The sequence below is a fragment of the Bilophila sp. T19-St14 genome, assembly GCF_059728385.1.
Window position 1 is genome coordinate 2,202,284 of record NZ_BAAGFT010000001.1, and the last position, 25,535, is coordinate 2,227,818.

General features: G+C 58.3%; 18 protein-coding genes and 1 pseudogene. 12 read left to right on the plus strand and 7 right to left on the minus strand.

All coding sequences use genetic code 11. The features are described 5' to 3' along the window. Positions 1-183: 183 nt before the first annotated feature. Positions 184-336: pseudogene (locus tag AC6I1V_RS09375) on the plus strand (IS1595 family transposase); the annotation flags it as partial. A gap of 991 nt (positions 337-1,327) precedes the next feature. Here AC6I1V_RS09375 and AC6I1V_RS09380 read toward each other — a convergent pair. Both AC6I1V_RS09380 and AC6I1V_RS09385 read right to left on the minus strand, forming a co-directional pair. Beyond that, complete coding sequence (locus AC6I1V_RS09380; protein ID WP_486853415.1) at positions 1,328-2,227, minus strand: sulfite exporter TauE/SafE family protein; 900 nt, start codon at positions 2,225-2,227, stop codon at positions 1,328-1,330. A 1-nt stretch (position 2,228) separates the two neighbouring features. Then, positions 2,229-3,155 (minus strand): RluA family pseudouridine synthase, encoded by a 927-nt coding sequence (locus AC6I1V_RS09385; RefSeq protein WP_486853414.1) that lies wholly within the window; start codon positions 3,153-3,155, stop codon positions 2,229-2,231. Between the two features lie 86 nt (positions 3,156-3,241). Here AC6I1V_RS09385 and AC6I1V_RS09390 point away from each other — a divergent pair, with 86 nt between their 5' ends. Next, positions 3,242-3,433: a hypothetical protein gene (locus AC6I1V_RS09390; protein WP_486853413.1), complete on the plus strand. Its 192-nt coding sequence runs from the start codon at positions 3,242-3,244 to the stop codon at positions 3,431-3,433. Between the two features lie 235 nt (positions 3,434-3,668). On the opposite strand, the gene argJ is transcribed toward AC6I1V_RS09390, so the two are convergent. Then, the gene (argJ, locus tag AC6I1V_RS09395) at positions 3,669-4,853 is read right to left on the minus strand and encodes a bifunctional glutamate N-acetyltransferase/amino-acid acetyltransferase ArgJ (RefSeq protein WP_486853412.1); all 1,185 of its coding nucleotides are present in this window, start codon (positions 4,851-4,853) and stop codon (positions 3,669-3,671) included. 193 nt (positions 4,854-5,046) lie between these two features. Here argJ and AC6I1V_RS09400 point away from each other — a divergent pair, with 193 nt between their 5' ends. The 4 genes from AC6I1V_RS09400 (at position 5,047) to AC6I1V_RS09415 (ending at position 8,876) form a co-directional block, all read left to right on the plus strand. Further along, positions 5,047-5,862: a dihydroorotate dehydrogenase electron transfer subunit gene (locus tag AC6I1V_RS09400; RefSeq protein ID WP_302554432.1), complete on the plus strand. Its 816-nt coding sequence runs from the start codon at positions 5,047-5,049 to the stop codon at positions 5,860-5,862. Positions 5,863-5,864: 2 nt separating this feature from the next. Next, complete coding sequence (locus tag AC6I1V_RS09405; protein ID WP_302554433.1) at positions 5,865-6,809, plus strand: dihydroorotate dehydrogenase; 945 nt, start codon at positions 5,865-5,867, stop codon at positions 6,807-6,809. Positions 6,810-7,173: 364 nt separating this feature from the next. Then, a complete protein-coding gene (gene yjgA / locus AC6I1V_RS09410; RefSeq protein ID WP_302554434.1) occupies positions 7,174-7,710 on the plus strand; it encodes a ribosome biogenesis factor YjgA in 537 nt (178 codons plus the stop codon). Further along, positions 7,707-8,876 (plus strand): BaiN/RdsA family NAD(P)/FAD-dependent oxidoreductase, encoded by a 1,170-nt coding sequence (locus AC6I1V_RS09415; protein WP_486853411.1) that lies wholly within the window; start codon positions 7,707-7,709, stop codon positions 8,874-8,876. Before yjgA ends, AC6I1V_RS09415 begins: the two co-directional genes overlap by 4 nt. Before the next feature lie 6 nt (positions 8,877-8,882). On the opposite strand, the gene AC6I1V_RS09420 is transcribed toward AC6I1V_RS09415, so the two are convergent. Then, on the minus strand, positions 8,883-9,323 hold the full coding sequence (locus tag AC6I1V_RS09420) for a class I SAM-dependent methyltransferase (RefSeq protein ID WP_482330789.1): 441 nt from the start codon (positions 9,321-9,323) through the stop codon (positions 8,883-8,885). Between the two features lie 573 nt (positions 9,324-9,896). On the opposite strand from AC6I1V_RS09420, the gene AC6I1V_RS09425 reads away from it, so the two are divergent. Continuing rightward, positions 9,897-10,499: an HD domain-containing protein gene (locus tag AC6I1V_RS09425; protein ID WP_308770815.1), complete on the plus strand. Its 603-nt coding sequence runs from the start codon at positions 9,897-9,899 to the stop codon at positions 10,497-10,499. 578 nt (positions 10,500-11,077) lie between these two features. Here the strand turns inward: AC6I1V_RS09425 and AC6I1V_RS09430 are convergent. The 3 genes from AC6I1V_RS09430 to AC6I1V_RS09440 form a co-directional block, all read right to left on the minus strand. Then, positions 11,078-11,254 (minus strand): hypothetical protein, encoded by a 177-nt coding sequence (locus tag AC6I1V_RS09430; RefSeq protein WP_486853408.1) that lies wholly within the window; start codon positions 11,252-11,254, stop codon positions 11,078-11,080. A gap of 232 nt (positions 11,255-11,486) precedes the next feature. Next, the gene (queA, locus tag AC6I1V_RS09435) at positions 11,487-12,584 is read right to left on the minus strand and encodes a tRNA preQ1(34) S-adenosylmethionine ribosyltransferase-isomerase QueA (RefSeq protein ID WP_486853407.1); all 1,098 of its coding nucleotides are present in this window, start codon (positions 12,582-12,584) and stop codon (positions 11,487-11,489) included. Positions 12,585-13,299: 715 nt separating this feature from the next. Then, entirely contained in the window at positions 13,300-14,772 is a 1,473-nt protein-coding gene (locus AC6I1V_RS09440; protein WP_486853406.1) for a M23 family metallopeptidase, read from the minus strand. Between the two features lie 561 nt (positions 14,773-15,333). On the opposite strand from AC6I1V_RS09440, the gene AC6I1V_RS09445 reads away from it, so the two are divergent. The 5 genes from AC6I1V_RS09445 to AC6I1V_RS09465 all read left to right on the plus strand — a co-directional run bounded on the left by AC6I1V_RS09445 (position 15,334) and on the right by AC6I1V_RS09465 (position 24,802). Beyond that, complete coding sequence (locus tag AC6I1V_RS09445; RefSeq protein ID WP_486853405.1) at positions 15,334-16,881, plus strand: helix-turn-helix domain-containing protein; 1,548 nt, start codon at positions 15,334-15,336, stop codon at positions 16,879-16,881. A gap of 138 nt (positions 16,882-17,019) precedes the next feature. Next, positions 17,020-18,168, plus strand: a complete 1,149-nt coding sequence (gene dnaN, locus AC6I1V_RS09450; RefSeq protein ID WP_308770808.1) for a DNA polymerase III subunit beta — start codon at positions 17,020-17,022, stop codon at positions 18,166-18,168. A 351-nt stretch (positions 18,169-18,519) separates the two neighbouring features. Next, entirely contained in the window at positions 18,520-20,907 is a 2,388-nt protein-coding gene (gyrB, locus tag AC6I1V_RS09455) for a DNA topoisomerase (ATP-hydrolyzing) subunit B (RefSeq protein ID WP_308770807.1), read from the plus strand. A gap of 311 nt (positions 20,908-21,218) precedes the next feature. After that, positions 21,219-23,657, plus strand: coding sequence for a DNA gyrase subunit A (gene gyrA / locus AC6I1V_RS09460; RefSeq protein WP_497736972.1), 2,439 nt, complete (start codon positions 21,219-21,221; stop codon positions 23,655-23,657). A 176-nt stretch (positions 23,658-23,833) separates the two neighbouring features. Next, positions 23,834-24,802: a transporter gene (locus AC6I1V_RS09465; protein WP_486853403.1), complete on the plus strand. Its 969-nt coding sequence runs from the start codon at positions 23,834-23,836 to the stop codon at positions 24,800-24,802. The last annotated feature ends 733 nt before the right edge of the window (positions 24,803-25,535 follow it).

Here is a 25,535-nt window from a genome sequence, read left to right on the forward strand (position 1 = left end):
ATCTCCACAGTATGGTGAAAAGACAGCCTTTTTCTCCGGTTTTCCCCTTGGCGGGATCCACGGCTAAGGCATTTTTCCGGTTATCCCTTTGGGGCTTCAAGGAAAAAAACATCAACCGTTTTCTATAACACAGCCTTTTGCTTTTATCCTCGGCTGTACCAAAGGAAATGGTCAATGCTTTATTTTTGGAACCGGGCAAAGAGGCATTTACGGCGTTTTGACGGCATCAAACCGGAACATTTTTACTCGTTTCTGAAGAAATGCGAATGGCGCTTCAATGGAGGCTGCCATAGCCATCTTCTCATAGAGCTAAATCATTTAGCTAATCTTAACTAGGTTGTGTCGTTATTTTATATATAATTATTTGAAATCATTGAAAATAACTTTTTGTAATTTAAAATTAATTAAATAATTTCAATATATTATATATAATTGACAACACAAGCTAGGACATCCCCTTATTTTTTAAGGCTCTGCCATAGTATGTGGTTGTTTTATCTCTACAGTACGGTGAAAATACGGCTTTTGTATCTAGTTTTTCCGTTGGCGGAATCTATGGCTAGGGCATTTTGTTGGCTATTCCTTTGGAACTTTAAACAACCAGTTTCTATGACACAGCCTTTTTTAATCCTAAAAGAATGAGCAATAAAATGCCTCAGCCATAAAGCCCGTAAACGGAACAACTGAAGAAAAAACGGTATGTTCTCACTATACTGTGGAGATGAAACAACCACGCCCTCTGACAAGGCCTTCCGCTTTTATCCTTGACTGTACGATAGGAAATGGTTGGTGCCTTATTTTTGGCTGTGCCATAAAAAATGGTCGATGCTTTTTTCCTTGAAGCCCCAAAGGAATAACCAACAAAATACCCTAGCTATGGTTTCCGACAACGGGGAAACTGGATAAAAAGGCTGCATTTTCACCATGTTGTGGAGGTGAAATAACCACACATATATAATAAGGCTGTGTTTAAGTTTGTGGTTGATACAAGATTCCAACTGGAAAGGAAGAGCTCTTTGGAGATTATCTGGAGGTCTCGCAACAATTCTTCAAGACTGGATTTCATGTAATGAACAAAAAATGAGAGAGGCCCACATCACTAGACGTGAAACGAGCTTTTATCTATTCATGATTTTCATTGAAAAAATCAGCAACCGTAAACTTAAACACAGCCTATAATAAAACCTCATCCTTCCATCCGACAGGGACTCCCTGCGCGCGGCCTCCCCACCAGTCGAAAGTTTTTGGAGGGAGAGGGGAGGGGTTTGGGGAGGGGAGAGGGGGCCTTTTTTCAAAAAGGGCCCCTCTCCCCTCCCCAATATTCCCTTCACCCCCTCACGAATTCCACAAAATACGCAATGACGGTGCCCAAAAGGATGACGACAAGCATCCACTTGAGAAACACGGGCGAGATGCACTTCTGGAATTTCGCGCCGAAATACATGCCGAGCAACCCGCCGAGGCTGAGAAGCAGGGCCATGCCCCAGTCGGGGGCAATGCTCAGGTCGGGATAAAGGGGCGAAATGGCTATGTAGAAAAGGACGCCGGCCAGCGCATTGACGAAGGTCGCCGCCAGCGTCGCCCCCGCCACCGTGTAGATGGGCAGATGGAAGACGGAAACGAGGAACGGTGCGATGATCGCCCCGCCGCCGATGCCGTAGATGCCCCCGACAAGGCCGACCGCAATGGAATAGAATAGGAGGATCGGCACGGAAAAGGAATAGAGATACCCGTCAAACGTGTAGGATACGCGGGACAGGTTCCGTTCCACAACCTCGACATGGGGCTTGGGCGGGGCTTGTTCGTATCTTGGGGCGGGCTTGAAGCGCATCCATCCGAGCAGGTCGCGGATCATTTCCAGACCGATGCCGAGCAGCACAAGCGCCACGAACAGCTTGAAAGGCCGGACATCAGCCAGCCAGTTGATGCGGACGATGCCGCCGATGACGACCCCCGGCACGGCCCCGGCCATGACAATCCACGACAGCGGCCAGAGCATCCGTTTTTCGCGGTAATAGCGGAACACGCCGCCCGGATTGGCAAAGACGTTGTAGAGCTGGTTCGTCGCGCTGACCGAGGTATTGGTGTAGCCAAGGAACGTCATCTGAAAAGGCAGCAGCAGGAACGCGCCGGAAATCCCGCCCATCGACGTGAAGAAGGAGACGACGAACGCGACCAGCGGCGGCACGAGCGGCGAAACTTCGATTTCCGCAGTAGGGAAATACATCTCAGGCATCCTCCCATTCGGGCGGCAGGTGCGCAACGCGCCACGGGCCGGCCCACGGCGGCAAGGCCGTATAGGTTTCCTTTCCCACCCGCAGCCGCACGGCATGGAGCTTGAGCCCATCCCCGCAGCGCGGGCCTCCGTATTTCACATCCCCCACGAGCGGAAAACCCCGCTCCGAAAGCTGTACGCGGATCTGATGCGTCCGCCCCGTATGCAGGCGGATCAAGACAAGGCTCCGGCCTTCACGCACGGCCAGGCAGCGGACCGTCAGGCTCGCGTTTTTTTCGCCGGGCTCACCCACGAGGGATTTCCCGGCAACGACCTTTTCGCGGCCCTGTGCGCCGACCGTGCGTTTTGCCAGATGATCCTCAAGGCGTTTCGGGCGGCTCCACGGGCATTCCCCCTGCACCCATGCAAGGTAGTCCTTGGCGACGCTCCCGTCATGGGCCGCCAGCGCATCCGAAAGGCGGCGCACGGCGGCATACGTCTTGCCCACCAGCAGCAGGCCGGAGGTATCCCGATCCAGCCGGTGCACAGGGGCGGGGATAAAAGGCGATCCGGCAAACGCCGCTTCAAGCCGTGCCGTCAGGCTGTCCGTATGCCCCGTGCCCGGATGCACGGGCAGGCCGGACGGCTTGCAGAACACGATGACGTCATCCGTCTCCGCAACGATGGGGGGCAATTCCACGCCGCCCGACGGCGCGGAGGCGCGTTCCGTTTTCGCCCCGGCCCCGGCAAAGGGCGGAACCCGGATTTCGTCGCCCAGTTCCACCCGGTCAAACGGTTTGGCACGCCCGCCGTTGATCCGAACCTGCCCAGTACGGATCCAGCGATGCAGGACGCCCTGCGGCTCATCAAAACGCCGGGACAGGAACTGAAGCAGCTTTTGCCCGGCTTCCGCCGCCGTCACTTGCAATGGTTCAGGCATGATATTCCTTAAAAAATGGCCCCTCTGGAGGGGGTTCGCCTCCCTTCCCCCAGCATCCCATTCGGGAAAGGCTGTGGAGGGTTCCCGTGCCCATGCGCAAGCCAGCGTTGTACATCCTTGGCGATGATCTTTTCCAAGGGTTCCTGTGCCTGCGCATAAACCGGAATCTCCCGCCCGCCGACAACGCTCCTGACGGGCGGGAGACTGGGCAGGACATCCTGTCGGCCCGGCTCACAATCGAAACCGGCAAAACCGATGCCCGCCTGCAAAAACATTGAAGCATGAGGGCATTCCTTACGAGGAGGCACCTTTCCGTGAAAAGGAGTGTCCCCCACCTCTCTTCCTTTTGAAGCGCGCCGTATCCCCAAAGCAGCCTGCACCGGAAAAACTGCGGGGAGGGGCCGACACCCTTTGAAAGGGAGGGGAGCCCTGACGGAATGTTGGGGAGGAAAACGTTTCTGGAAAATGTCCCCTCCCCAACATGGGTTCACGTCATGTAAAAAAGCATCCGCCCTAACTGCGGTAGTCGGCGTTGACGTTCACATACTCATGCCCAAGGTCGGAAGCGAGCAGCGTATAGCTGCCGGAACCGGAACCCAGCACGATGTCGATGGGCAGATCGCGCTGCTTGAGGGGCTCTTCAAGCAGGGCATCGAAATCCAGATCCGTGGGCTGCCCCTTGCGGAACAGCTCTACGCCGCACAGGGTCACCACCACATCGTCGGGGTTGAAATCCGCCCCGCTGCGGCCCACGGCGGCGACGATGCGCCCCCAGTTGGCGTCGCGCCCGTACAGGGCCGTCTTCACCAGTTGGGAATGCCCCACCGTCCGGGCCACGCGCTCGGCGTCGGCGTCGGATGCCGCCCCGGCCACATGGATGCGGGCGACCTTGGACGCGCCCTCGCCGTCCTTCACCAGCATATAGGCCAGATCCCCAAGCACGGAAGTCAGCGCGGCGGACAGGGCCTTGATCGCTTCCCCGCCGGACGCGGGCACGCCCGATGCGCCGTTGGCAAGGCCATACAGCGTGTCGTTCGTGGAGGTGTCGCCGTCCACGGTCACGCGGTTGAAGGTCAGATCCACGGCGTCGCGCAACATTTTCTGCCAGACGGGGGCTTCCACCTGCGCGTCACACAGCACGACGGACAGCATGGTCGCCATGTTGGGGCAGATCATGCCCGCGCCCTTGGCCATACCCACGAGCCTTACCACGCCGCCGGGAAGGGAGACTTCGCGGTGCGAAATCTTGTGGAAGGCGTCCGTGGTCATAATCGCCTTGGCAAAATCCTCCGGGGTCGCCTTGCCGAGGTTGGCGGCGAGGGCGGGGGCGGCCTTCTCCCAAAGATCCATCTTGAGCTGCGCGCCGATGACGCCCGTGGACGCGGGCAGGACATCCGACGCTTCAAGCCCAAGGGCGCCGGCCACCAGTTCTTGGGTTGTGCGGCAGTTCCGCATGCCTTCATCGCCGGTGCAGGCGTTGGCCTGCCCGGAATTGATCACCACGGCACGGGCGGCGGGGCGCCCGGCGAGCATGGCCTTGGCGACGAGGACGGGTGCCGCCGGGAAACGGTTCTGCGTAAACGTCCCTGCGGCGACGGCGGGGACGTCGCTGACGAGAAGGGCGAGATCCGCACGGCCTTCCTTGCGGAACCCGGCGCATACTGTAGCGAAACGAAAGCCTTTGGGAGCGATGGACATGTTGCAATCCTCACAAACAGATAGATATAAAAGAAAAGTATGCCACGCTTGCATTGCACAATCAAATAAAACCGGAACCCCCATCCCGGCGAAATTCAAGGGAATTGCAAAAGAATTCTCTAGCCCCTTGACCGTAGGGGGGCATACGCACTACAAAACCCCAAAGCACTTGTATCAGACAGGAAGTTCGCACATGAGTCAGTCCGCGTTTTACGACCTGGCGGTTATTGATAATGTTCCCTTCGGACTCACCGGATCGCAGGGACGTTTTTTTGCCCTGCGCCTCGAACGGCCCGATTGGAAGAGTTGGGCGCCGGGACAATTCGTCATGCTCCGCCCTCAGGGCTGGGCGCTCGATATGCCTTGGGCCCGTCCGTTCTCCATCTGCCGGGTGAGCACCAATGAGCTCGTCATCTTTTTTCAGGTGGCCGGCAGAGGCACCGAAAAAATGGCCAAACTCCGGCGCGGCGACAAGGTGCACCTCTGGGGGCCCCTCGGAAACCGTTTCGCCGTGGAAGGCGGAACCCCGACGCTGCTCCTCGCGGGCGGCATCGGCATCGCGCCCTTCGTCGGGTATGCGGAACGCCACCCCACGCCGGGCGTCCTTTCGATGGTCTTCGGCCACCGCCTGCCCGAAGACTGCTATCCTGTGGAAAGCCTCGGGGAACGCATCGACGTGGAATCCTTCCATGAGAACACCGGCGAAGACCTTGAGTGGTTCCTCAACCATGTCCGCTCGCGCATCGAAGCCTATGCCGAACGCAACGGCCTCGTGCTCGCCTGCGGCCCGGCCCCGTTCCTCAAGGCGGTGCAGGGGTTCGCGCTGGAGGCCAAGGCGCGCTGCCAGCTTTCCCTGGAAAGCCGCATGGCTTGCGGCGTAGGCGCCTGCCTCGGCTGCGTCACCAAGACGACGGAAAAGTGGCCCGTCGAAGAAAAGGCCGGAACCCCCGTGCAGACATGCACGCATGGGCCCGTGTTCTGGGCCGATCAGATCACCTTGGAGGCTTAGCCATGGAACGCTTCACCGTACGACTTTCTTCATCCCATAAGCCTTCCGGGAACACGAGGCCGCTTGTCTTCAAGAACCCCGTCCTGACGGCCTCCGGCACGTTCGGATACGGCGTCGAGTTCGCCGGTTACGGCGATCTCACGCACCTCGGCGGCATCGTGGTCAAAGGGCTTTCCCTGAAGCCGCGCCCCGGCAATCCGCTGCCCCGCGTGGCGGAAACCCCCTGCGGCATGCTCAATGCCGTGGGCTTGCAGAACGACGGCGTGGAATCCTTCCTCAAGAGCAAGCTGCCCCGCCTGCCGTGGCATGAAACGCCGGTCATCGCCAACCTGTACGCCACCTCCCCCGCTGAATTCGCGGAGCTGGCGGGCATCCTCGCCGCCGAGGAAGGCATTGCCGGACTGGAAGTGAACATCTCCTGCCCCAATGTGAAAAACGGGGGCGTGCTGTTCGGGCAGGATCCGGCCCTCGCCGCCGAAGTGACCGAAGCGGTCAAAAAACATGCGGGGAACCTGCCCGTCATTGTGAAGCTGTCGCCCAACGTGACGGACATCACCGTCATCGCCAAGGCCGCTGAACAGGCCGGGGCCGACGCCATTTCCTGCATCAACACCATCACCGGCATGGGCGTCGACGTGAAGACGCGCAAGCCCCTGCTCGCCAATGTGGTGGGCGGGCTCTCCGGCCCCGCCGTAAAGCCCGTGGCCCTGCGCTGCGTCTGGCAGGTCTGCAACGCCGTCAAGATCCCGGTCATCGGCATCGGCGGCATCACCTGCGCACAGGATGTTCTGGAATTTATCCTCGTCGGCGCGTACGCGGTGGAAGTCGGGACCATGAATTTCGTCCGCCCCGACGCCGCCTTCAGGATCGCCGAAGAGCTCCCCCATCTGTGCCAGCAGCTCGGCATCAAGAACCTCGCCGAGTTCCGCGGCACGCTGCAACTGTAATTGATTGATGCGCAAAGATGGGAGGGGCGGGGGAACCTTTCTGAAGAAAGGCTTCCCCCGCCCCTCCCATACCCTCCCCACCCCTTCCAAAGACTTTTGCCCTTGGAGGCAGCGAAACGCCGCCGGTGAAGGGTAAGCGTCGAAGCGATTCTAGTGACTAGATGGTTACTTTGATGGGCTGACGGAAGGGCCCGTATGCGCCCTCCCCGCCAATCGGCGTTTTACGGAGGAGGGCCGGGGGAACATGGCTTTCGCAAAAGGCTGCATTGCAATGTACGGCTGATATCATTTTGCGGTATGCCAGTTTCCCTCTACAAATAATAAAACGCCCTCCTCCTGCAACTTCCAACCCTACCGACACGCCATGCCGCCGAAAAAACGTTACCAGTGGGATACAAAAGGTTCCGAGATCGAGGATGACCGCCCCAGCCGCTCTCAGAAAAAACGCGACAGTACCGCTCTCCAACATATGGGTGAAGAACTCACCCGCCTCAGCCCATCCGTACTCGCCAAGATGCCGATCTCGCCCAATATCCGCGAAGCCGTCCTTGAATGGCAGCGCCTCGGCTCACACGAAGGCCGCCGCAGGCAGTTGCAGTACATCGGGCGCCTGATGCGCGAAGAGGCTGATCCGCAGGCCGTGCGCGGCGCTCTGGACGCCATCAGGCTTGGGCATGCGGGCGAAACCGCCAGCTTCAAGCGTTCCGAAAAACTGCGGGATGACCTCATGATCGCCACCGATGCGGAAATGGATGCGCTGCTTGCCGCCTTCCCTGCCGAAGACGCCGCCGAGATCCGCGGCCTCACGGCAAAGGCCCGCAACGAACGCGAGCACAGCCGCCCTCCGCACGCTTACCGGGCGTTGTTCCGTAAGCTCAAAAGCCTTCAGGCCGAACAATGATCCGCGACGCCGTCATCCTCGGAGCCGGGGCCGCCGGGCTCATGTGCGCCATGACCGCCGGACGCCGGGGCTTCTCCTGCGCCGTCATCGACCATAGCCCGGTTGCGGGGCGCAAAGTGCGCCTTGCCGGAGGCGGCAAGGGGAATGTTACCAATCGATATATATCTTCGGAATGGTATGTGGGTGAGCAGAAGGGGTTTCCTGATGTCCTGCTCAAACGCTGTCCGACGGATTTTGTCCTGAATATGTTAACGGGCTTCAACATAGCATGGGAAGAACGCGACTACGGGCAAATCTTCTGTACGGTACAGGCGGCCCGGCTTGTGGAGTCGATGGTTGCCGCCTGCCGCAGTGCGGGGGCGGAACTGCTGCTGAACCGCACGTTCGGCGGAGTCCGGTATGAAGACGGCTTGTTCATTGTGGAAACGTCCGGCGGCATCCTTCGGGCCCCGCGCCTTGTCATCGCTACGGGAAGCCCCGCATGGCCCGCTTGCGGGGCAACGGATGGGGGGATGCGCCTGGCCCGCCAATGGGGACATAAGGTCGTCCCTGTGCGTCCGGTACTGACTCCGCTGCTGCTCCCCGAATCATGGCCCCTGCACGGCCTCGCGGGCGTAAGCCTGCCCGCCGCCGTATCCGTGGGCGGGCGGGCTTTCCGCTATCCGCTCCTGTTCACCCACAAGGGGCTCAGCGGCCCCGCCGCCCTTCAGGCTTCCTGTTTCTGGCGGCAGGGCGAAGCGCTGCATATCGACTTTCTGCCCGGCCACCCCGCCTTGGAGCTTATGCACCACCCCGGACACGGCAAGAATACGGTTTTGGGCCTGTTCAAAAAGGTGCTCCCCTCCCGTCTGGCGGAACGGCTCATACCGGAATCGCTGGCCTCAAAAAAAGTCGCCCAGCTTGCCAAAAAAGATAGGGAGCACCTTGCGTCGGCAATACATGACCATACGGTAACACCAAGCCGTTCGGAAGGCATGGGGCACGCCGAAGCCGCAGCCGGGGGCGTGGATACGGGAGACGTAAACCCGCGCACGCTTGAAAGCCGCAGACAGCCCGGCCTGTACTTCGCCGGAGAAGTGCTCGACGTCACGGGGTTACTCGGCGGTTACAACCTGCACTGGGCATGGGCTTCGGGCAAAGCGGTCGGGGAAGGCTGGAAGAAATAGCCCCGGTCAGTCGAAACGGAAATCAAGCACTTTATGCCCCACACGCACGTTGTAGCGGCAAGGGAAAATACGGGACTTCACTTCATTGAAATCGCCGTGCGGCCAGTCGTTGAAAAAAAGATACATCCTGCCGCCGGGAGCAATGTAGTTTTCCGCAATATCGTCAAGGAAGAAGAGCCAATCCTTCCGCTCCCAGCGTCCCGTCCATTCGCCATTTTTTTCCAGTTCATGAAAACAGATGGCAAAAGCGGTGATATAATCGAAACGGCGTTCTACGGGCGGCAGGGGCTGCTGAGGCTCAATTCTGTGCACTATACGGGGGATATGGAAACGGGGGATCAGGTAATCGAAGATGGCGACACCCGAAAGATCCATTCCCGTCACATCGTATCCCAGCCGTTTACACAGCAGGCAGAAAAAACCGGCTCCGCAGCCTATATCCAGCAGATGCTTTTTTCCAGAAGGAAGGAAGGAAGGAAGGAAGGAAGGAAGGAAGGAAGGAAGGAAGGAAGGAAGGAAGGAAGCCCCAGCCTGTAGATCCGGCGCAAATTGATGGCAAAGTACCTCTCAAAATCCGTATACTTTGCATAAGTCCGGCCTTCCGGGAAAAGTTCTTTCGCCTCGCGCTGCAATGCGGCCAACTCTGGCTCTTGTATGAGGGCGGCGGCTTCTTTCTTCGCCTTTTGCTTCCAGAAAAATTCCCTCGGATCCTTCAAATAGCTCAGGGCATTTCCCAGCCGCTCGTGAAGATAACCAGAATCGCGAAAATATCTTTCAATGCCACTCACTTGTGATTTCCTCCAGACTCGTTATAGAAAGAAAAAAATGGCTCTGTTATAGTTTGTGGTTGTTTCATCTCCACAGTGCGGTGAAAATACAGCCTTTTTATCCGGTTTTCCCCTTGGCGGGATCTACGGCTAAGGCATTTTTCCAGTTATCCCTTTGGAACTTCAAGGAAAAAAGCATCAACCATTTTCTATAACACAGCCAAAAAAATAACAGATAACACCGGGTGTGTCCATGTCAGCAGAACAACTCAAGCAACGGGACGCCATGCAGCGGCTCACGGATTTTCTCAACGAGGTGGGGATGCTCCGCCACACGCCCCGGAGCGGCTATAAGTTCCTCGGTTCCGGCCGGGAAACCGTGGCCGAGCATTCGCACCGGACGGCCGTCATCGGTTACGCATTGGCCCAAAAAACAGGAGCGGACGCGGCCCGCACCGTCATGCTGTGCCTCTTCCATGACCTGCCGGAAGCCCGTACGGGCGACTTCAATTATGTGAACCGCCTCTACGATACCTCGCGCGAACGCGACGCCCTTGAGGACGCTGTAGAAGGCACGGGGCTGGAAGAAGACATCATGTCCATATGGGACGAACATGCGGGCCGCACCACGCCCGAATCGCTGCTTGCCCATGACGCCGACCAGCTTGATCTGATCCTCAACCTGAAACGCGAAAGCGATCTTGGGAACCGCTACGCCGACAAATGGCTCGAAAGCGCCGTAGAGAGGCTGCGCACGGATATCGCCAAAGAACTGGCTCAAACGATCCTCAAAACCGATCACACGGATTGGTGGTATCTCGGCCCCGACCGCAACTGGTGGGAAAGGAAAAGCTGACCCTCCCCCTTCCCTCCCCCATAGGAAAAAAGCCTCCGTACGGAGGCTTTTTTATTACAGCAGGATACTCCATCGTGTTCCTTACTCTCAGCTAATGTGCATAATGCTGTTCATAAAATGTTCGTAAATGGCATAACACACTAAAATAAAAAAAATATTATAACCTATACTCATCAAATTTTTCCGGCATCCCCGTAAAATGCTTCTGGCAAGAAGAAGAAGAAGAAGAAGAAGAAGAAGAAGAAGAAGAAGAAGAAGAAGAAGAAGAAGATACTCCGCATCTTGTTCGTAACTCTGTTCCTTTTCTGTGCATAACTCAAAGAATATATTGAAATAAAAAGATAAATAAGAACACATCATGAAATCAGCCCCAAATTCCGCTCTCTCCGCTCAGTTTTGTTCATAATTCTGAGCATAATCTGTTCATAACTACAATAACCATATAAAATAATAAGTATTATTTAATTAAAAAAGATACGAAATCAACCGCAAAAAAAGCCCTCCTTTTGCAAAAAAGGAGGGCTTTCCGCTTTTTGTGCATAATGTTGTTTATATTCTGTTCCTAAATCAAACAACCATTATGAATCACAATATTTTTTATCCTTTTCACGGCGTAGCTCGGCTTCGTGGAGCTCCTTTGGAAGCGCTTCAAGCCCGTCCGCCTCAGGGCGCATTACGATGCCGTGCCGCTTGGCAAGCCACAAAATCCCTACAGTAAAGGCCAGCACGATGATAAGAATAAGAGTTTCTACCATGACGCCTACTTAACGATGAGATGCTTGTCATCCTTCCTGGCTTCCGCACGGGGAACCGCCCGGACGCCTCAGCCGCAGGGTATGATATCCAACCCCGCCTTCTTTGCCAGCCGCAGCACCACCAGCACCGCGGCGATGGCCAATATCAAAAAAAGCGCTTCCCACATACGGCCTCCCTTGTGACAGGTTGCTGGTCTTCCCAAAGATAAGGCAGAGAAACATTTTGGCAAATTCAGCGGATGAGCATGGCGTCGCCGTAGGAGAAAAAGCGGTATTCCATCTTCACGGCCTCGGCATATGTCTCAAGCATCCGTTCCCGGCCCGTCAGCGCCGAGACGAGCATCAACAGCGTGGATTCGGGCAGGTGGAAGTTGGTTATCAAGCCGTCAAGGACATGAAACCTGTATCCGGGCCAAATGAAGCAGTTGATCCAGCCTTGATGCGCCGTCAGCTCACCCCCATGCGCACCGGCCACACCTTCAAGCGTCCGGGCGGAAGTGGTGCCTACGGCGATGACGGGCCGCCCTTCGGCCTTAGCCTTTCCAATGGCGTCCACCGTGGCTTGCGGCACTTCCACGAACTCCTCATGCATGACGTGCCCGCGGATATCCTCGCAGCGTACGGGGCTGAACGTGCCGTATCCGACATGAAGGGTCACCTCAGCCCATCCGACGCCCGCAGAGGCCATTTGCGCACGCAATTCCGGGGTGAAATGCAGGCCCGCCGTAGGCGCGGCTACGGAACCGGCCTTGTCGTCCCTGGCGTAAACGGTCTGGTACGTCCCCCGATCCTCCTTCGTATCCTCGCGCTTGATATACGGCGGCAGCGGCAAATGCCCCCGTGCTTCAAAAAGCGCACGGATATCGCCTGTCCAGTGCAGCCGCACCCGATGCCGCCCGAATTCCCCCTTGGCAAGGACTTCCACACGCAGATCTTCCCCGAAGGCAAGGAAATCCCCTATCCGGGCGTTCTTGGCGGGCTTGAGCAGCCCGTCGGCCTCCGCGCAATGCCAGCCGTCCCCTTCCCCATGCCGTTCCAGCAGGGGCATGGGCGTAAGCAGCAGAAACTCCATCTTGCCGCCCGATGGCCGCTGGCCGAGCATCCTCGCGGGAACCACACGGGAATTGTTGGCTATGAGCAGCGTCCCCTTCGGCAAGTATTCGAGCAGATGGGAAAAAAAGGTATGCGTACGCTTCCCCGTATCACGATCCAGCACGAGAAGCCGCGATGCCCCCCGTTCACCGGGGTGCTGGGCTATACGTTCGGGAGGCAGTTCGTAACGGTAGGAAGAGAGGAGAAAATCGGCTTCGGATTGTGGGATGGAATACATGGAAATCCTTGTGGTTTGCCTTTGAAAAAGGCCGTGTCATAGGAAACGGTTGATGCTTTTTTCCTTGAAGTTCCAAAGGAATAACGGATAAGCCCCAAACATGGGGGCCATCATTGGAAAAAATGAATAAAAAGTCTATATTTTCAGTATATTGTTGAAATAAAAAAAGCTCTGTTACAGTATGTGGTTGTTTCATCTCCACAGTGCGGTGAAAAATACAGCCTTTTTCTCCGGTTTTCCCCTTGGCGGGATCTACGGCTAAGGCATTTTATCGTCTAATCCTTTGGAACTTCAAGGAAAAAAGCATCAACCATTTTCTATAACGCAGCCTAAAAAAACAACCAGATGCCATAACTGGGCCTTGAAAAAAGCGGCCCGCAGGTGCGGATGGGCGCTTTCCTCGCGGGCATCCTGATGCGGGGTTTCCTTGAAAAAGGCTTTCATAGCGTAGCGAAAGGCCCATTTTATCACCTAAGCCGCACTTGCGGAAGGCCCAAAAAAAGGAACCCCCTCGGTTCCTTTTTTCAGCATCTTCCAAAGAAATTTTTCTTATTTTATTTAAACTATTTATTATTATGTAAAAAAAACATCACCCCCTAAAAGATACTATATAGCAACAATATATTTTTGCCTTCATCCCCCAAGAGGAAACCAGTACATGGCGGCCTTCCCCCACCGGGCACAACCCGCCTGCAACATGCCGGCCCATCCCGCATCACCGCTTATAGTCGGACAGGCTGCGCTTGCCGCTCAAATATTCACCGATCAAGGCTTTCCTGCTCTTAAAATCCTTCATCCGGCTGCGGGGGATGCTGCCGCCGCGCGGGGCTACGACCTTTGCGGGATTCACGTACTTGCCGTTCTGCTTGAGGCGGAAATCCAGATGCGGGCCGGTGGCATATCCGGTTGCGCCCACATACCCGATGACCTGCCCCTGCTTGACCCGCGCCCCACGCTTGGCGCCGGACGCAAACCCGGAAAGATGCGAATACATGGACTCCAGCCCACCGGAATGTTTGAGGATAACCATGTTCCCAAAACCTTTTCCCCACCCGGCCTTTTCGATCGTGCCGTCGCCGACGGCCTTGACCGGGGTTCCGGTGGGAGCCGCGTAATCCACGCCCTGATGCGGCTTACGGGTCTTGAAAATCGGATGCTTGCGGTTCATGGAGTAGCCTGAGGAAATCCGCGTGAACGCCAGCGGAGCCTTGAGGAGGGTCTTCTTGAGGCTTTCGCCCTTGGCGTTGAAGAAGGCTTCGCCGTCTTCCGTTGCGAAGCTATAGGCTTCGTACGTTTTCCCCTGATTGGTGAATGTCGCCCCAAGCACGTTGCCGTAACCCTTAAACTCGTTTTCCCGGAACCGCTTTTCAATCAGCAGGGAAAAGCTGTCACCTTCGCGCAAGTCCTTGATGAAGTTAATCTCCGAGCCGAAAATCTCCGCAATCCGCACGGCCAGGATAGGCGATTCCCCGGTCGAAGCCAGCGTCTCGAACAGGCTGGAACGGATGGTTCCGCTTACGCGCACCAAGCTGAAATCATAGACTATCGGCTCGACGTGGGCGACAAGCCCTTCATCCGTTTTCGTGACGATGAGCTTCTTGCGATCGTTGATCTCGTATTCAAAGCGCTCCATGCCCTTGCCGTCCGGGGAGCAGACCAGCGTGTAGGGCTGCCCCGTGCGGAGGTTGCTGAGCGGATGGAGCTTTCGCGTCACATGCAGAAGCTGTTGGACGGAACCAGCGGACATATATGGCGAAAGCAGTTCTGAGGCGCTGTCGCCCTTGGCGATGACGCCGCTGATGACGGAGGGATCGGACGGGGCTTCCTGCTCCAACGGAACCTGCTGCATCTCGGAAACGATGGCGGCGTCCTCCAGCCCCTCCCGGACAAGGGGTTCGTCGGGCTGCACGGCAGCGGCACTCTTTGCCCTTTCCCATAAGGCGAAAAGGGAAGGGATCACCTGCTCTTGGAGGCGCTGGGCCACAGAAGCCTTGCGGCGGGCGGTGGCATGTCCGGGACGCTCCTCCGCCTGAAGGGGTTGCGCCACGGAAGAGGCGGCAGCGGGCTGGCTCTCAGGGATCAGCAGGGAGGCTTCCCGACGGCTGTTGACGAGATACATCCCGCCCACAACGAGGAACAGGCAGATAAAACTGATGAGTATGGTGCCTGCGGAAAAGGTGTTTCGCAAGGGAAGAACCACGCTGTCAGAAGTGGATAGGCAAGCGCCGGGATACGGCGCAGTTCAATTTTTTGTATGAAAAAAGTCTTATCTTGTATTGTATCAACCTGTTACGCCATTGTCCAGATCCGTGGGGCACAGGGGGCGCGCCCTGCAGGATGGGCTTCCCGATTGACGGCGGGCGTCAGGCGGGGATGTGCGGCATACCCTGCAACACGGGGAGCTTCCGGGCTGCTTCCGTCCTCTCCCGCGCCGGGATGTTCCGATGGCCTTGGCCCTATCGTGGCTGGCTGCCCCGCTTCCTTCCGCAACGGGACGTTCCCCGGCCTGCTCCTTTCCCGGCGGCACGGATGGGGCATCCCGCCCCAGAACCGCCGGGCCCGCTTCCGGTGGGAATTCCACATTTCCTCAGGGGAGGTTCAACAACTTATCCACAGGGGCTCTTTGCTTGTGTAACGTACTTTTTTCTGATATATTTTCTCTGTTGGAAACAAAGCGTTTTCGCCTCCGTTTTTCACCATCTTTTTCAGCCTGACTCAGGCTCTGGCCCCTGTGGAGCTTCGCAACGCCGTGTCCAAAGAAACGCTACGCAAACACCTCCTCACGTCTTCAGCCGAAGCGATCCCCCAAACGCGCCCGTCCCTGCTCTCCTGCTTCACCAACGCCGACTCCCCAAAGCCCCAGCTTCAGGATCGCCTTTCCGCCGCCGGCGAAGCGTTGGAGGCGTGCTCGGAAACCGCGCTGCAGAGCTGGTTCGATCCCCTTGAAATCCTGCTGGATCAAGAATCGGGAACGCTGGCTGTCCGTTTCCCCCACGCCTTCTTCGGCATACGCTTCTCCAGCCTGTTCCAGAAACTGTTTGAAAAAAAGGCCAGGGAACTTTGGGGGAAAGGGCTTTCCATCACATACGGCGCCGGGAAGTTCGCTCCGGCCCCTCCCGTCCCCTTCATCCAGCCTGCCCCCGAAGGCCGGGGGGAGGCCCTCCATCCCGCCGTGGCCAACCCGATGCCTTTTGGGGAAGAGTGGACATTCGATACCTTTATCGGCAACGGAAAGCACAAATGGGCCTTGAGCCTTGCCCGCGACATCACCCGGCGCGCCGTCTACCGGGCCACGCACGGCCGCGCGCCGTCGCTCGACGACATCGGCGAAGCACCGGGCCTGCTGGTGCTCTGCGGCCCTCACGGGACGGGCAAGACCCATCTGCTCCGGGCCATCGGCAACGAGCTTTTCCGCACGCTTGGGAACGATCTTTACTACGCCTCCCTGAGCGATCTGGAACTGCTGTTCGCCGGGCGTTCGGCCCTCGCCGCCCGTCAGGAGCTGCTATCTAAAGAAGCCGTTCTTCTCGACGACTTCCAGCACCTGAGCCGGATTCCCGACAGGACGCCCGCCACGGCGTCCCGGTTCCGTGCCCAGCTTGTCGCCGAGCCGGAGACAGCCGGGCCGTCCGTGCGCGAGGAGCTTTGCCTCCTGCTGGATCGCTTCATGGATCAGGGCAAACCCGTCATCGTGGCGGGCGTGGGGCGCCCCAAGGAATGGAGCCTCGGCAAGGCGCTGCTTTCGCGCCTCGAAACCGGGCTTTGGGCGGAGCTTCCCGAGCCGGATCTTGACGTGCGCCTGCGCTACGCGCAGCAACAGGCCAAATTCCGCCGCCTGCCCCTGTCCAGGGAACACCTGCTGCTCATTGCGCAGCACTGCCCGGACGTCCGGCGGCTTTCCGGCGTCATCCTCCGGGTGGCGTCCCACCGCTCCCTCATTGGGCGCGATCTTTCCGAACAGGATCTGCTCAACATCGTACGGCAGGGAGGCGACGGTTCCGCGCTGACCCCCCAGCTCATCGTCAGCATCGTCGGCGAACACTGCGGCGTCCCGCCCAAGGAAATCCTCGGCGAAAAACGCCGCCCGGATCTCGTGCAGGCCCGCCAGCTCGCCATGTACCTGTGCCGCGAACTGCTTGGGCACTCCTACCCCGTCATCGGGCGCATGTTCGGCGGGAAGGATCACAGCACGGTGATGCATGGGGTGAAAAAAATCAAATTATTGCAGGAAAGTGATCGACTTACGCACAGTATGGTGACAGAGCTGACAAAAGCGTGCCTCGAACACCGCGGCTGAAGTTGCGAACACGGAAGCTGTTCCCGCCGTTTCTAACCGGCCGAACGAACTGTAACTAAAAACAAGAGCAATTCCACCAAGTTAATCAGGATACGCACATTGCGCGTCTCTTAATAATCTACAACAAGGATCTTCTACATGCTTTTTACAGTAAAGAAAGAAAACATCATCGAAGGCCTTCAGAAGGCGGCGGGCATCATCCCCACGAGGGCGGGAGCGGCATATCTGCGTTCGCTCTGGATCAAGGCCGAAGGGGAAGTCCTGACCATCATGGCGACCGATGCGAACATTGAGTTCACCGGCACGTATCCCGCCGAAGTGAAGGAACCCGGGCTCGTCGGGGTGAACGGCCGGAACTTTGTGGATCTCATCCGCCGCCTTCCCGCCGGTGAACTGCGTATCCGCCTTGACGACGCCACGGGCACGGTGATCCTCGAACAGGGCCGCCGTACCTACAAGCTCCCCGCCAACGACCCCACATGGTTCCAGAGCCTTGCGCCGTTCTCCAGCGAAGGTGCCGTGGTGTGGTCCGGCGATTTCTTCCAGGAAATCATCGACCGCGTGTTTTTCTGCGTGAGTGACGACGAAGCTTCCGACGCCATCGCATGCCTCTACTTCAAGCCCGTCGGCGAAGGCCACATCGAAGTATGCGGGCTGAACGGCCATCAGTTCGCCCTGACCCGTTTCACCCACGACGATCTGGCCGCTCGCCTTCCCGAAGAGGGCGTGCTGATCCAGCGCAAGTATGTCGGCGAACTCCGCAAATGGCTCGACGGCGATGAAATCGAGGTCAACCTGACGGACAAGCGCCTTTTCGTGCGTTCGGGCGACGGGCATGAGACCCTCAGCCTTCCCCGCGCCGGATACGCCTACCCTGACTATTCGCCGTTCATGACCCGCCTGGCGGCCCCTGACGTGTCCCTGCTCAAGCTGAACCGGAAGGACTGCCTTGATGCGCTCGATCGTATCAGCATCTTCAACACGGAGAGCGATCGGTGTACGTATTTTGAACTGTCCGGTTCCGAGGTTATGCTTTCCGCGCAGGGGCAGGATACCGGGTCGGCCAACGAGTCCCTTGAAGTTTCCTACAACGGCTCCATCGGGCGCATCGCGTTCCCGACCAAGAACCTGATGGAAATCCTTACCCATTACCAGTCCGGCGAGCTTACCCTGACCCTTACCGGGGCCGAGGGGCCCTGCGGCATCAACGGCACGGAAGATCCCGATTACACCGTGCTGATCATGCCCATGAAAATCGCCGAAGAAAGCTATTACGAAGAAAACTAGGTGCTCTGCTGGAGGGGCGCTTCGGGATGGAAGCGCCCCTCAGCCCCCCTTTCCTGAACGCTTGGAATAGGGGGATGGTTCTCTCATTCCGTCTATGGTATTGTTTCTTTCTAGTCACAACCTTTGTCCCCGTTTTGGAGCGTTCGGCTTTGAAGGGGGGCATCTTCAGGAGCCGCCTCATGCCGCGTGCCTGGGAATGTATGCGGCATGAGGCGGCCTCTGAAGGGCCCGGGGGCTTTTCCCGGGTAAAGGCCGGAGGGCGCGGCCTCATGGAAGGCCGCGTTTGCGGATCGTCTGCGGCGGCCCTTTGCCGCCGGAGGCGCCACAACCAACATATGGATTCACGAGCCTATGACAGCCAACGCGAACGCTTATACAGCTGATTCAATCACTATTCTTGAGGGCCTCCAGGCCGTGCGGAAACGCCCGGCCATGTACATCGGCAGCACGGATTACCGTGGTTTGCACCACCTCGTGTACGAAGTGGTGGACAACTCCATCGACGAAGCGATGGCGGGCTACTGCACGCGCATTGAAGTTGTGCTTCACATGGACAACAGCGTCACGGTTCGTGACAACGGGCGCGGCATCCCCGTGGACATCCACCCCAAGGAAAAGGTCCCTGCCGTTCAGGTGGTCATGACCAAGCTCCATGCGGGCGGCAAGTTCGACAACGCCGCCTACAAGGTGTCCGGCGGTCTGCACGGCGTGGGCGTCTCCTGCGTCAACGCGCTTTCCGAGCGCCTTGAGGTGACCGTGCGCCGGGACGGGAAGCGCTGGAAACAGGTGTACAGCCGGGGCGTGCCGCAGGAGGAGCTTCAGTACATCGGCGAGTCCGACAGCCACGGTACGACCGTCCGCTTCAAGCCCGACGAAACCATCTTCGAGACCACGGAGTTCTCCTACGACACCCTCAAGAAGCGTTTTGAGGAGCTGGCCTATCTGAACAAGGGGCTTCAGATCGAGTGCCGCGACGAGCGCACCAGCGAAGTCCATCTGTTCCATGCGGAGGGCGGCATCCACCAGTTCGTGAAGGATCTGAACTCCGGCGAAGTGGGCATTCACGCCATCGTCGATGGGGAAGGCGTGGCCGACGGCGTTTCCGTGGAGTTCGCCATCCAGTACAACGCGGGCTACAAGGAAAATATGTACACCTTTGCGAACAACATTCGCACGAAGGAAGGCGGTACGCACCTTGCCGGGTTCAAGACCGCGCTGACCCGCGCCATCAACAACTACGTCAAGGGCCAGCCCGATCTGGTTAAGAAGATGAAGGGGCAGACCCTTTCCGGCGACGACGTCCGCGAAGGGCTGACCGCCGTGCTCAGCGTGAAGCTCCCGCAGCCGCAGTTTGAAGGCCAGACCAAGACCAAGCTCGGCAACAGCGAGGTTGCGGGCATCGTGAGCGGCGTGGTGTACGGCAGGCTCGACACCTATTTTCAGGAGAACCCCAAAGAAGCCCGGCTGATCATCGACAAGGCCGTGGACGCCTCCCGCGCCCGCGATGCGGCCCGCCGTGCCAAGGAGCTTGTCCGCCGCAAGGGTGCCCTGTCGGACAACGCGCTGCCCGGCAAGCTGGCCGACTGCCAGAGCAAGGATCCTGCGGATTCCGAACTGTTCATCGTGGAAGGCGACTCCGCAGGCGGTTCGGCAAAGCAGGGCCGCAACCCGAACACGCAGGCCATCCTGCCCCTGCGCGGCAAGATCCTGAATACGGAACGCACCCGCTTCGACAAGATGCTCGCCAACAAGGAAGTCAAGGCGCTCATCACCGCGATGGGCGCGGGCATCGGCGAGGAGGATACCGATTACGACAAGCTGCGCTACCACAAGATCGTCATCATGACCGACGCCGATGTGGACGGCGCGCACATCCGCACGCTCCTCCTGACCTTCTTCTTCCGCAACTACGCGGGGCTCATCGACCGCGGCTACCTGTACATCGCGCAGCCGCCGCTGTACCGGGCCCACAACAGCAAGATGGAGAAGTTCATCAAGGACGACTACGAGCTGAACGCCTTCCTGATGCAGCGCGTGAGCGACGACATGGAAGTGGAGGCCCCCAACGGCACGATCTTCCGTGGGGAAGAGATCAAGGCCCTCATGGGGCAGATCGAAAACATTTCCCACCGTGTGCGCGACGCGGAGTTGGCGGGCATCGGCCGGGAGCTTTTCCTTGCCCTTGTGGATGTGGAGGATCGCGTCACCCCGGACTGCCTCACGTCAGGGACGCGCTGTTACGACTTCCTCAAGGAGCGTGGCTACGAACTGACGACGGAGACGGAACCGCACGAGGACGGCGACCGCGTCTTCGCGCTCATTGAGAACGCCAACGGCCACCGCACGCGGGTATCCGTCGAGTTCTTCATTTCCAAGATGTACCTCAACTCATGGGAAGCCCTCGACGCCATCCGGCAGAAGTGCGGCGGCCTCAGCTTCACGCTTCGCAATAAGGAGCAGGAGTACGCGGCGGCCGACATTTTCGAGCTGCACGCCATGACGCTTGAGGAAGCACGGAAGGGGATCAACATCCAGCGTTACAAGGGCCTCGGTGAAATGAACCCCGAACAGCTCTGGGTAACGACCATGAACCCTGAGAACCGCACCTTGCTGCGCGTGACCGTCGAGGACGCCGAAGCCGCCAGCGACACGTTCGAGCAGCTCATGGGCGATCGCGTGGAGCCGCGCCGCGAGTTCATCGAGCGCAACGCCCTCACCGTGCGGGATTTGGATATTTAGTGAAACTGGGGGAGGAGGGAGGGAACCCTTCTGAAGAAGGGCTTCCCTCCCTCCTCCCCCAGGCCCCCTCCTCTCTCCCTCCTAAGACTTTTGTTTTTGGGGAGCGGGCAGGGCGGCGATAGGGGATGGTTTCATCCCTCGTGCATATTTGACAAGCAGGTACTTGGGTGGCGGAACGATGCCGGAAACGGCCTGTTCCGACGCGTCCGGGGCGGCGGACGGAACGGCGTAGCCGTTGCGCCCGCCGCCTTGGGGGGGTCCGGGGGGAATCATTCCCCCCGGCCGCCGGAGGCGCTGCCTTCGAGGATACTATGTCTCAGAATGTGAATATTGAACATGAAATGCGCAAATCGTACTTGGAGTACTCGCTCAGCGTCATCATCGGGCGGGCCATCCCGGATGTCCGCGACGGCCTGAAACCGGTACACCGGCGCATCCTGTTCGCGCAGCAGGAGCTGGCGAACAGCTACAACCGTCCTCCGAAGAAGTGCGCGCGCATCGTCGGCGACGTCATCGGTAAGTACCACCCGCACGGCGACTCCGCCGTGTACTACGCCCTCGTCCGTCTGGCGCAGGATTTCTCCATGCGCGATCCGCTGGAAGACGGGCAGGGCAACTTCGGCTCCATCGACGGCGACGCCGCCGCCGCCATGCGTTACACCGAAGTCCGCATGTCCCGCTTGGCGAGCGAATTTCTCAATGACATCGACAAGGAAACCGTCGATTTCCGGCCCAACTACGACAACACGCTGGCCGAGCCCGTGGTGCTGCCCACGAAGGTCCCCAACTTGTTGCTGAACGGTTCGTCAGGCATCGCCGTCGGCATGGCGACGAACATCCCGCCGCATAATTTGAGCGAGCTGTCGGATGCCCTGCTCATGCTCATCGACGACCCGGAAAGTTCCGTCGAGGATCTGATGGATGCCGTGCAGGGGCCGGACTTCCCCACGGGCGGCTACGTCTACGCGGGCCAAGGGCTGTACGACGCCTATACCACTGGGCGCGGAACCGTAAAGGTACGCGGCAAGGTTGAGATTGAGGAGCGCAAGAAGGGCTTCCAGTCCCTGATCATCCGGGAGATCCCGTTTGGTTTGAACAAGTCGAGCCTCGTGGAAAAGATCGCGGCGCTGATCAACGACCGCAAGATCGACGGCGTGTCCGACCTGCGCGACGAGTCCGACCGCCGGGGCATCCGCGTGGTCATCGAGCTGAAGCGCGGCACCATGCCTGAGATCGTCATCAATTCGCTGTACAAGTATACGCCGCTGGAAACCTCGTTCGGCATCAACATGCTGGCGGTGGTGGACAACCGGCCCGTGCTGCTGAACCTCAAGACCGCGTTGGCCTACTTCCTCGATCATCGCCGTGAGGTGGTGGTTCGGCGCACCAAGTTTGAACTGCGCAAGGCCGAAGCCCGTGCCCATATCTTGGAGGGCCTCCTCAAGGCGCTCGATCATATTGATGAGGTTGTGTCCCTGATCCGCTCTTCGGCGACGCCGCCGGAGGCCAAGGAACGCCTCATGCAGCGCTTTGGGCTGTCCGAAGTGCAGGCGCAGGCCATCCTTGACATGCGGCTGCAACGCCTGACCGGGCTTGAGCGCGGCAAGATTGAAGAGGAACAGAGGGAGCTGCTCTCGAAAATCGCGTGGTATCAGTCCATCCTCGGCGACGCCTCCGTGCTTTGGGGCGTCATCCGCGATGAAGTGGAATACATCAAGCAGACGTATTCCACGCCCCGCCGTACGGAAGTCATCCGCGAGGCGCTTTCAAACATCGACATTGAGGATCTGCTGCCCGACGACGACGTGGTCATTACCCTGTCGCGCCGCGGCTACATCAAGCGCACGAGCCTCGGCATCTACCAGCAGCAGCGTCGTGGCGGCAAGGGCGTTGCCGGGGTGCATACCGGCGAAGACGATTTCGTGCAGGAGTTCATCACCACGACGAACCACCAGTTCTTGTTGATGTTCACCAACAAGGGCCGCATGCACCAGCTCAAGGTTCATCAGGTGCCGGAAGGCAGCCGGACGGCCAAGGGCGTGCATATCGCCAACCTCGTGCCTATGGAAAAGGACGAGTGGGTCAACACCATCCTGACCGTGCGTGAGTTCGCCGAGGACAAGTCGTTCCTCTTCGCCACCCGCCGGGGCATGGTGAAGCGTTCCAGCGCCGCGCTCTACGCCCGGAGCCGCAAGGGTGGGCTTATCGCCGTTGGCCTGCGTGAGGACGACGAGCTCATCATGGTGCGCGAGATCACGGACGACGATTTCGTGGTGCTGGCGACCGCCGACGGCATCGCCATCCGGTTCAGTTGTCGCGACGTCCGCAACATGGGGCGCGGGGCCAGCGGCGTAAAGGGCATTGCCCTGCGCCACGGCGATACGGTGGTGGCTTGCCTTGTGCTCAAGGAAGACAGCCCGGCGATCATGACCATCTCCGCGCTCGGCTTCGGCAAGCGTACCAATGTGGATCTCTACCGTGTGCAGAGCCGCGGCGGGAAGGGTATCATCAACTTCAAGGTCACGCCGAAGACGGGCCCGGTCATCGGCGCCAAGTCGGTGCTTGACGACGAGGCGCTTGTGCTGCTGACTTCCACCAATAAGATCATCCGCATGGGCGTGGATGAAATCCGTTCCGTAGGCCGCGCCACCATCGGCGTGCGTCTGGTGAAGCTGGACGACGGCGCGCGCGTGGTCGGCTTCGACACGGTCAACTCCGACGCGGATGCGGGAAGCGAAGAAGCCTTGTAAAAAAAGGCCTGACGGTATAAAAACAGCCTAAAAAGAGGGCCCCTTGTTTCGGTTATCCCGAAAAAAGGGGCTCTCTTGCTGTGAAGTTGCAGGATGTTGCGGTCATGCGGGGTAGGCTTGCATGGCCCTCATCCGCCGTTATGTTTTCACTGTATAAAACAAGAGGAGATTGGCGCATGAAGTATTTGGGCGTTGTAGGGGCATTGCTCGGCCTGTCGTTGTTGGGTGTTCCCGCGCTGGCTGACGAAACGAAACAGCCGGCCCCGCGAGTCGGGCAGGTCGTCATTGAGAGCATGGGGCCCGCGTCCGGTACAATCCCTAAGGGCAAGCTGGCAACTATCGTCAACTACATCCACGCCGACAAGCATACATGGTATAAGAATGGCTCGCGGCATTCGGCCAAGCATCCCGACAACAAAGGGACGCAGCGGAACCTGCATGACCGGTTCGTCCTCAAGATGCGCTACGGGCTCGGCGACGGTTACGACGTGCGTTTCGCCATGCCCATTGTCATGAACAATTTCCGTGCCCACAGCACCCTCACGCCCAACAGCGTCAGCAGCAAGAACGGCATTGGCGACACCACGTTTGTCCTGCACAAGCAGTTTTTGAGCCAGCGGGAAGGTTTCCCCGTCGATGTGGCGTGGGATCTCGGCGTCTGGACGCCCACGGGCAGCACGTCCGACGACGGCGTGGGCACAGGCGCTTGGGGCGCGATGGCGGGCCTTGGCGTGGGGCACGCCTTTGACGGCGGGCGGCAGTTCGTCGAAGGCGAGGTTATGTATTTGTATCGCGGGGTAGGGCACACGTCCCGCGTAGACGTCAGCGACGTATTCCGCCTGAACGGGCGTTACGTCTATGCGCTCTCCCAACACTGGGACATGGGCGTCGAGACGCAGTTTGAATACAACACGGATTCGCGGCGCTACGGGCGTTCCAAAGACGACGCCAGCACGACATGGTTTGCCGGGCCGTCCGTGACCTTGAAGCTGCCCGAATACAACGCCTCGCTCGGCGTGAGCGCCCAGTTCAGCCTCTATCAGAATTATGATGCCGTGGCCCGCATCGAGAACGTCGATTACCCCACCGCCGCCTCCCTCGGCGAGCGCTGGAAGCTTGAAGCGAAGCTGGCGATAGTGTTTTAGCATAGTTGAGTGGGGAGAGGCATTGGGGAGGGGAAGGGGGAACTTTCTGAAGAAAGTTCCCCCTTCCCCTCCCCAAACCCCACCCCATCCCCTTCAAAGACTTTCGGCGTTATCGAATCCCTGTTCACAGGGATTTCGTGTAGGCTGAAAAGAGGGGTACGGCAGGTTTTGGAAAGGCTGTGCTATAGAAAGGCTCTGTCAGAGTACATGGTTGTTTTTTTTAGCAATATACTGAAAATATATGCTTTTTCTCTAAATTTTCCGCTGGTTGGCTCTGTGGTTGGGGGATTTTATTGGTTGTTTCTTTGGAATTTCAAGGAAATAAAGCATCAACCGTTTTCTATAGGCTGTGTCATAGAAAACGGTTGATGCTTTTTTCCTTGAAGCTCCAAAGGATAACCCTCAAAATGCCTTGGGCGTGAACCCCGCCAAAGGGAAAACTGGAAAAAAGGCTGTATTTTCCACCGCACTACGGTGATGAAACGACCACATCCTATAAAAGAGCTTTTGGAAAAGGCGGGGTGCGGTTCCCCTTTTGGGAAAGGTTCTGCTATGGGATGTGATTATTTTTAGGTTCTGAGTATGTGGTTGTTTCGTCTCTACAGTGCAGTGAATATATAGCTTTTTTTCCATTTTCCCATTGGCGGAATCTATGGCTAAGGCATTTGGCTGGTTATTCCTTTGGGCTTTAAGGGAAAGGTTCTGTCAGAGTATCTGGCTGTTTTATTTCATA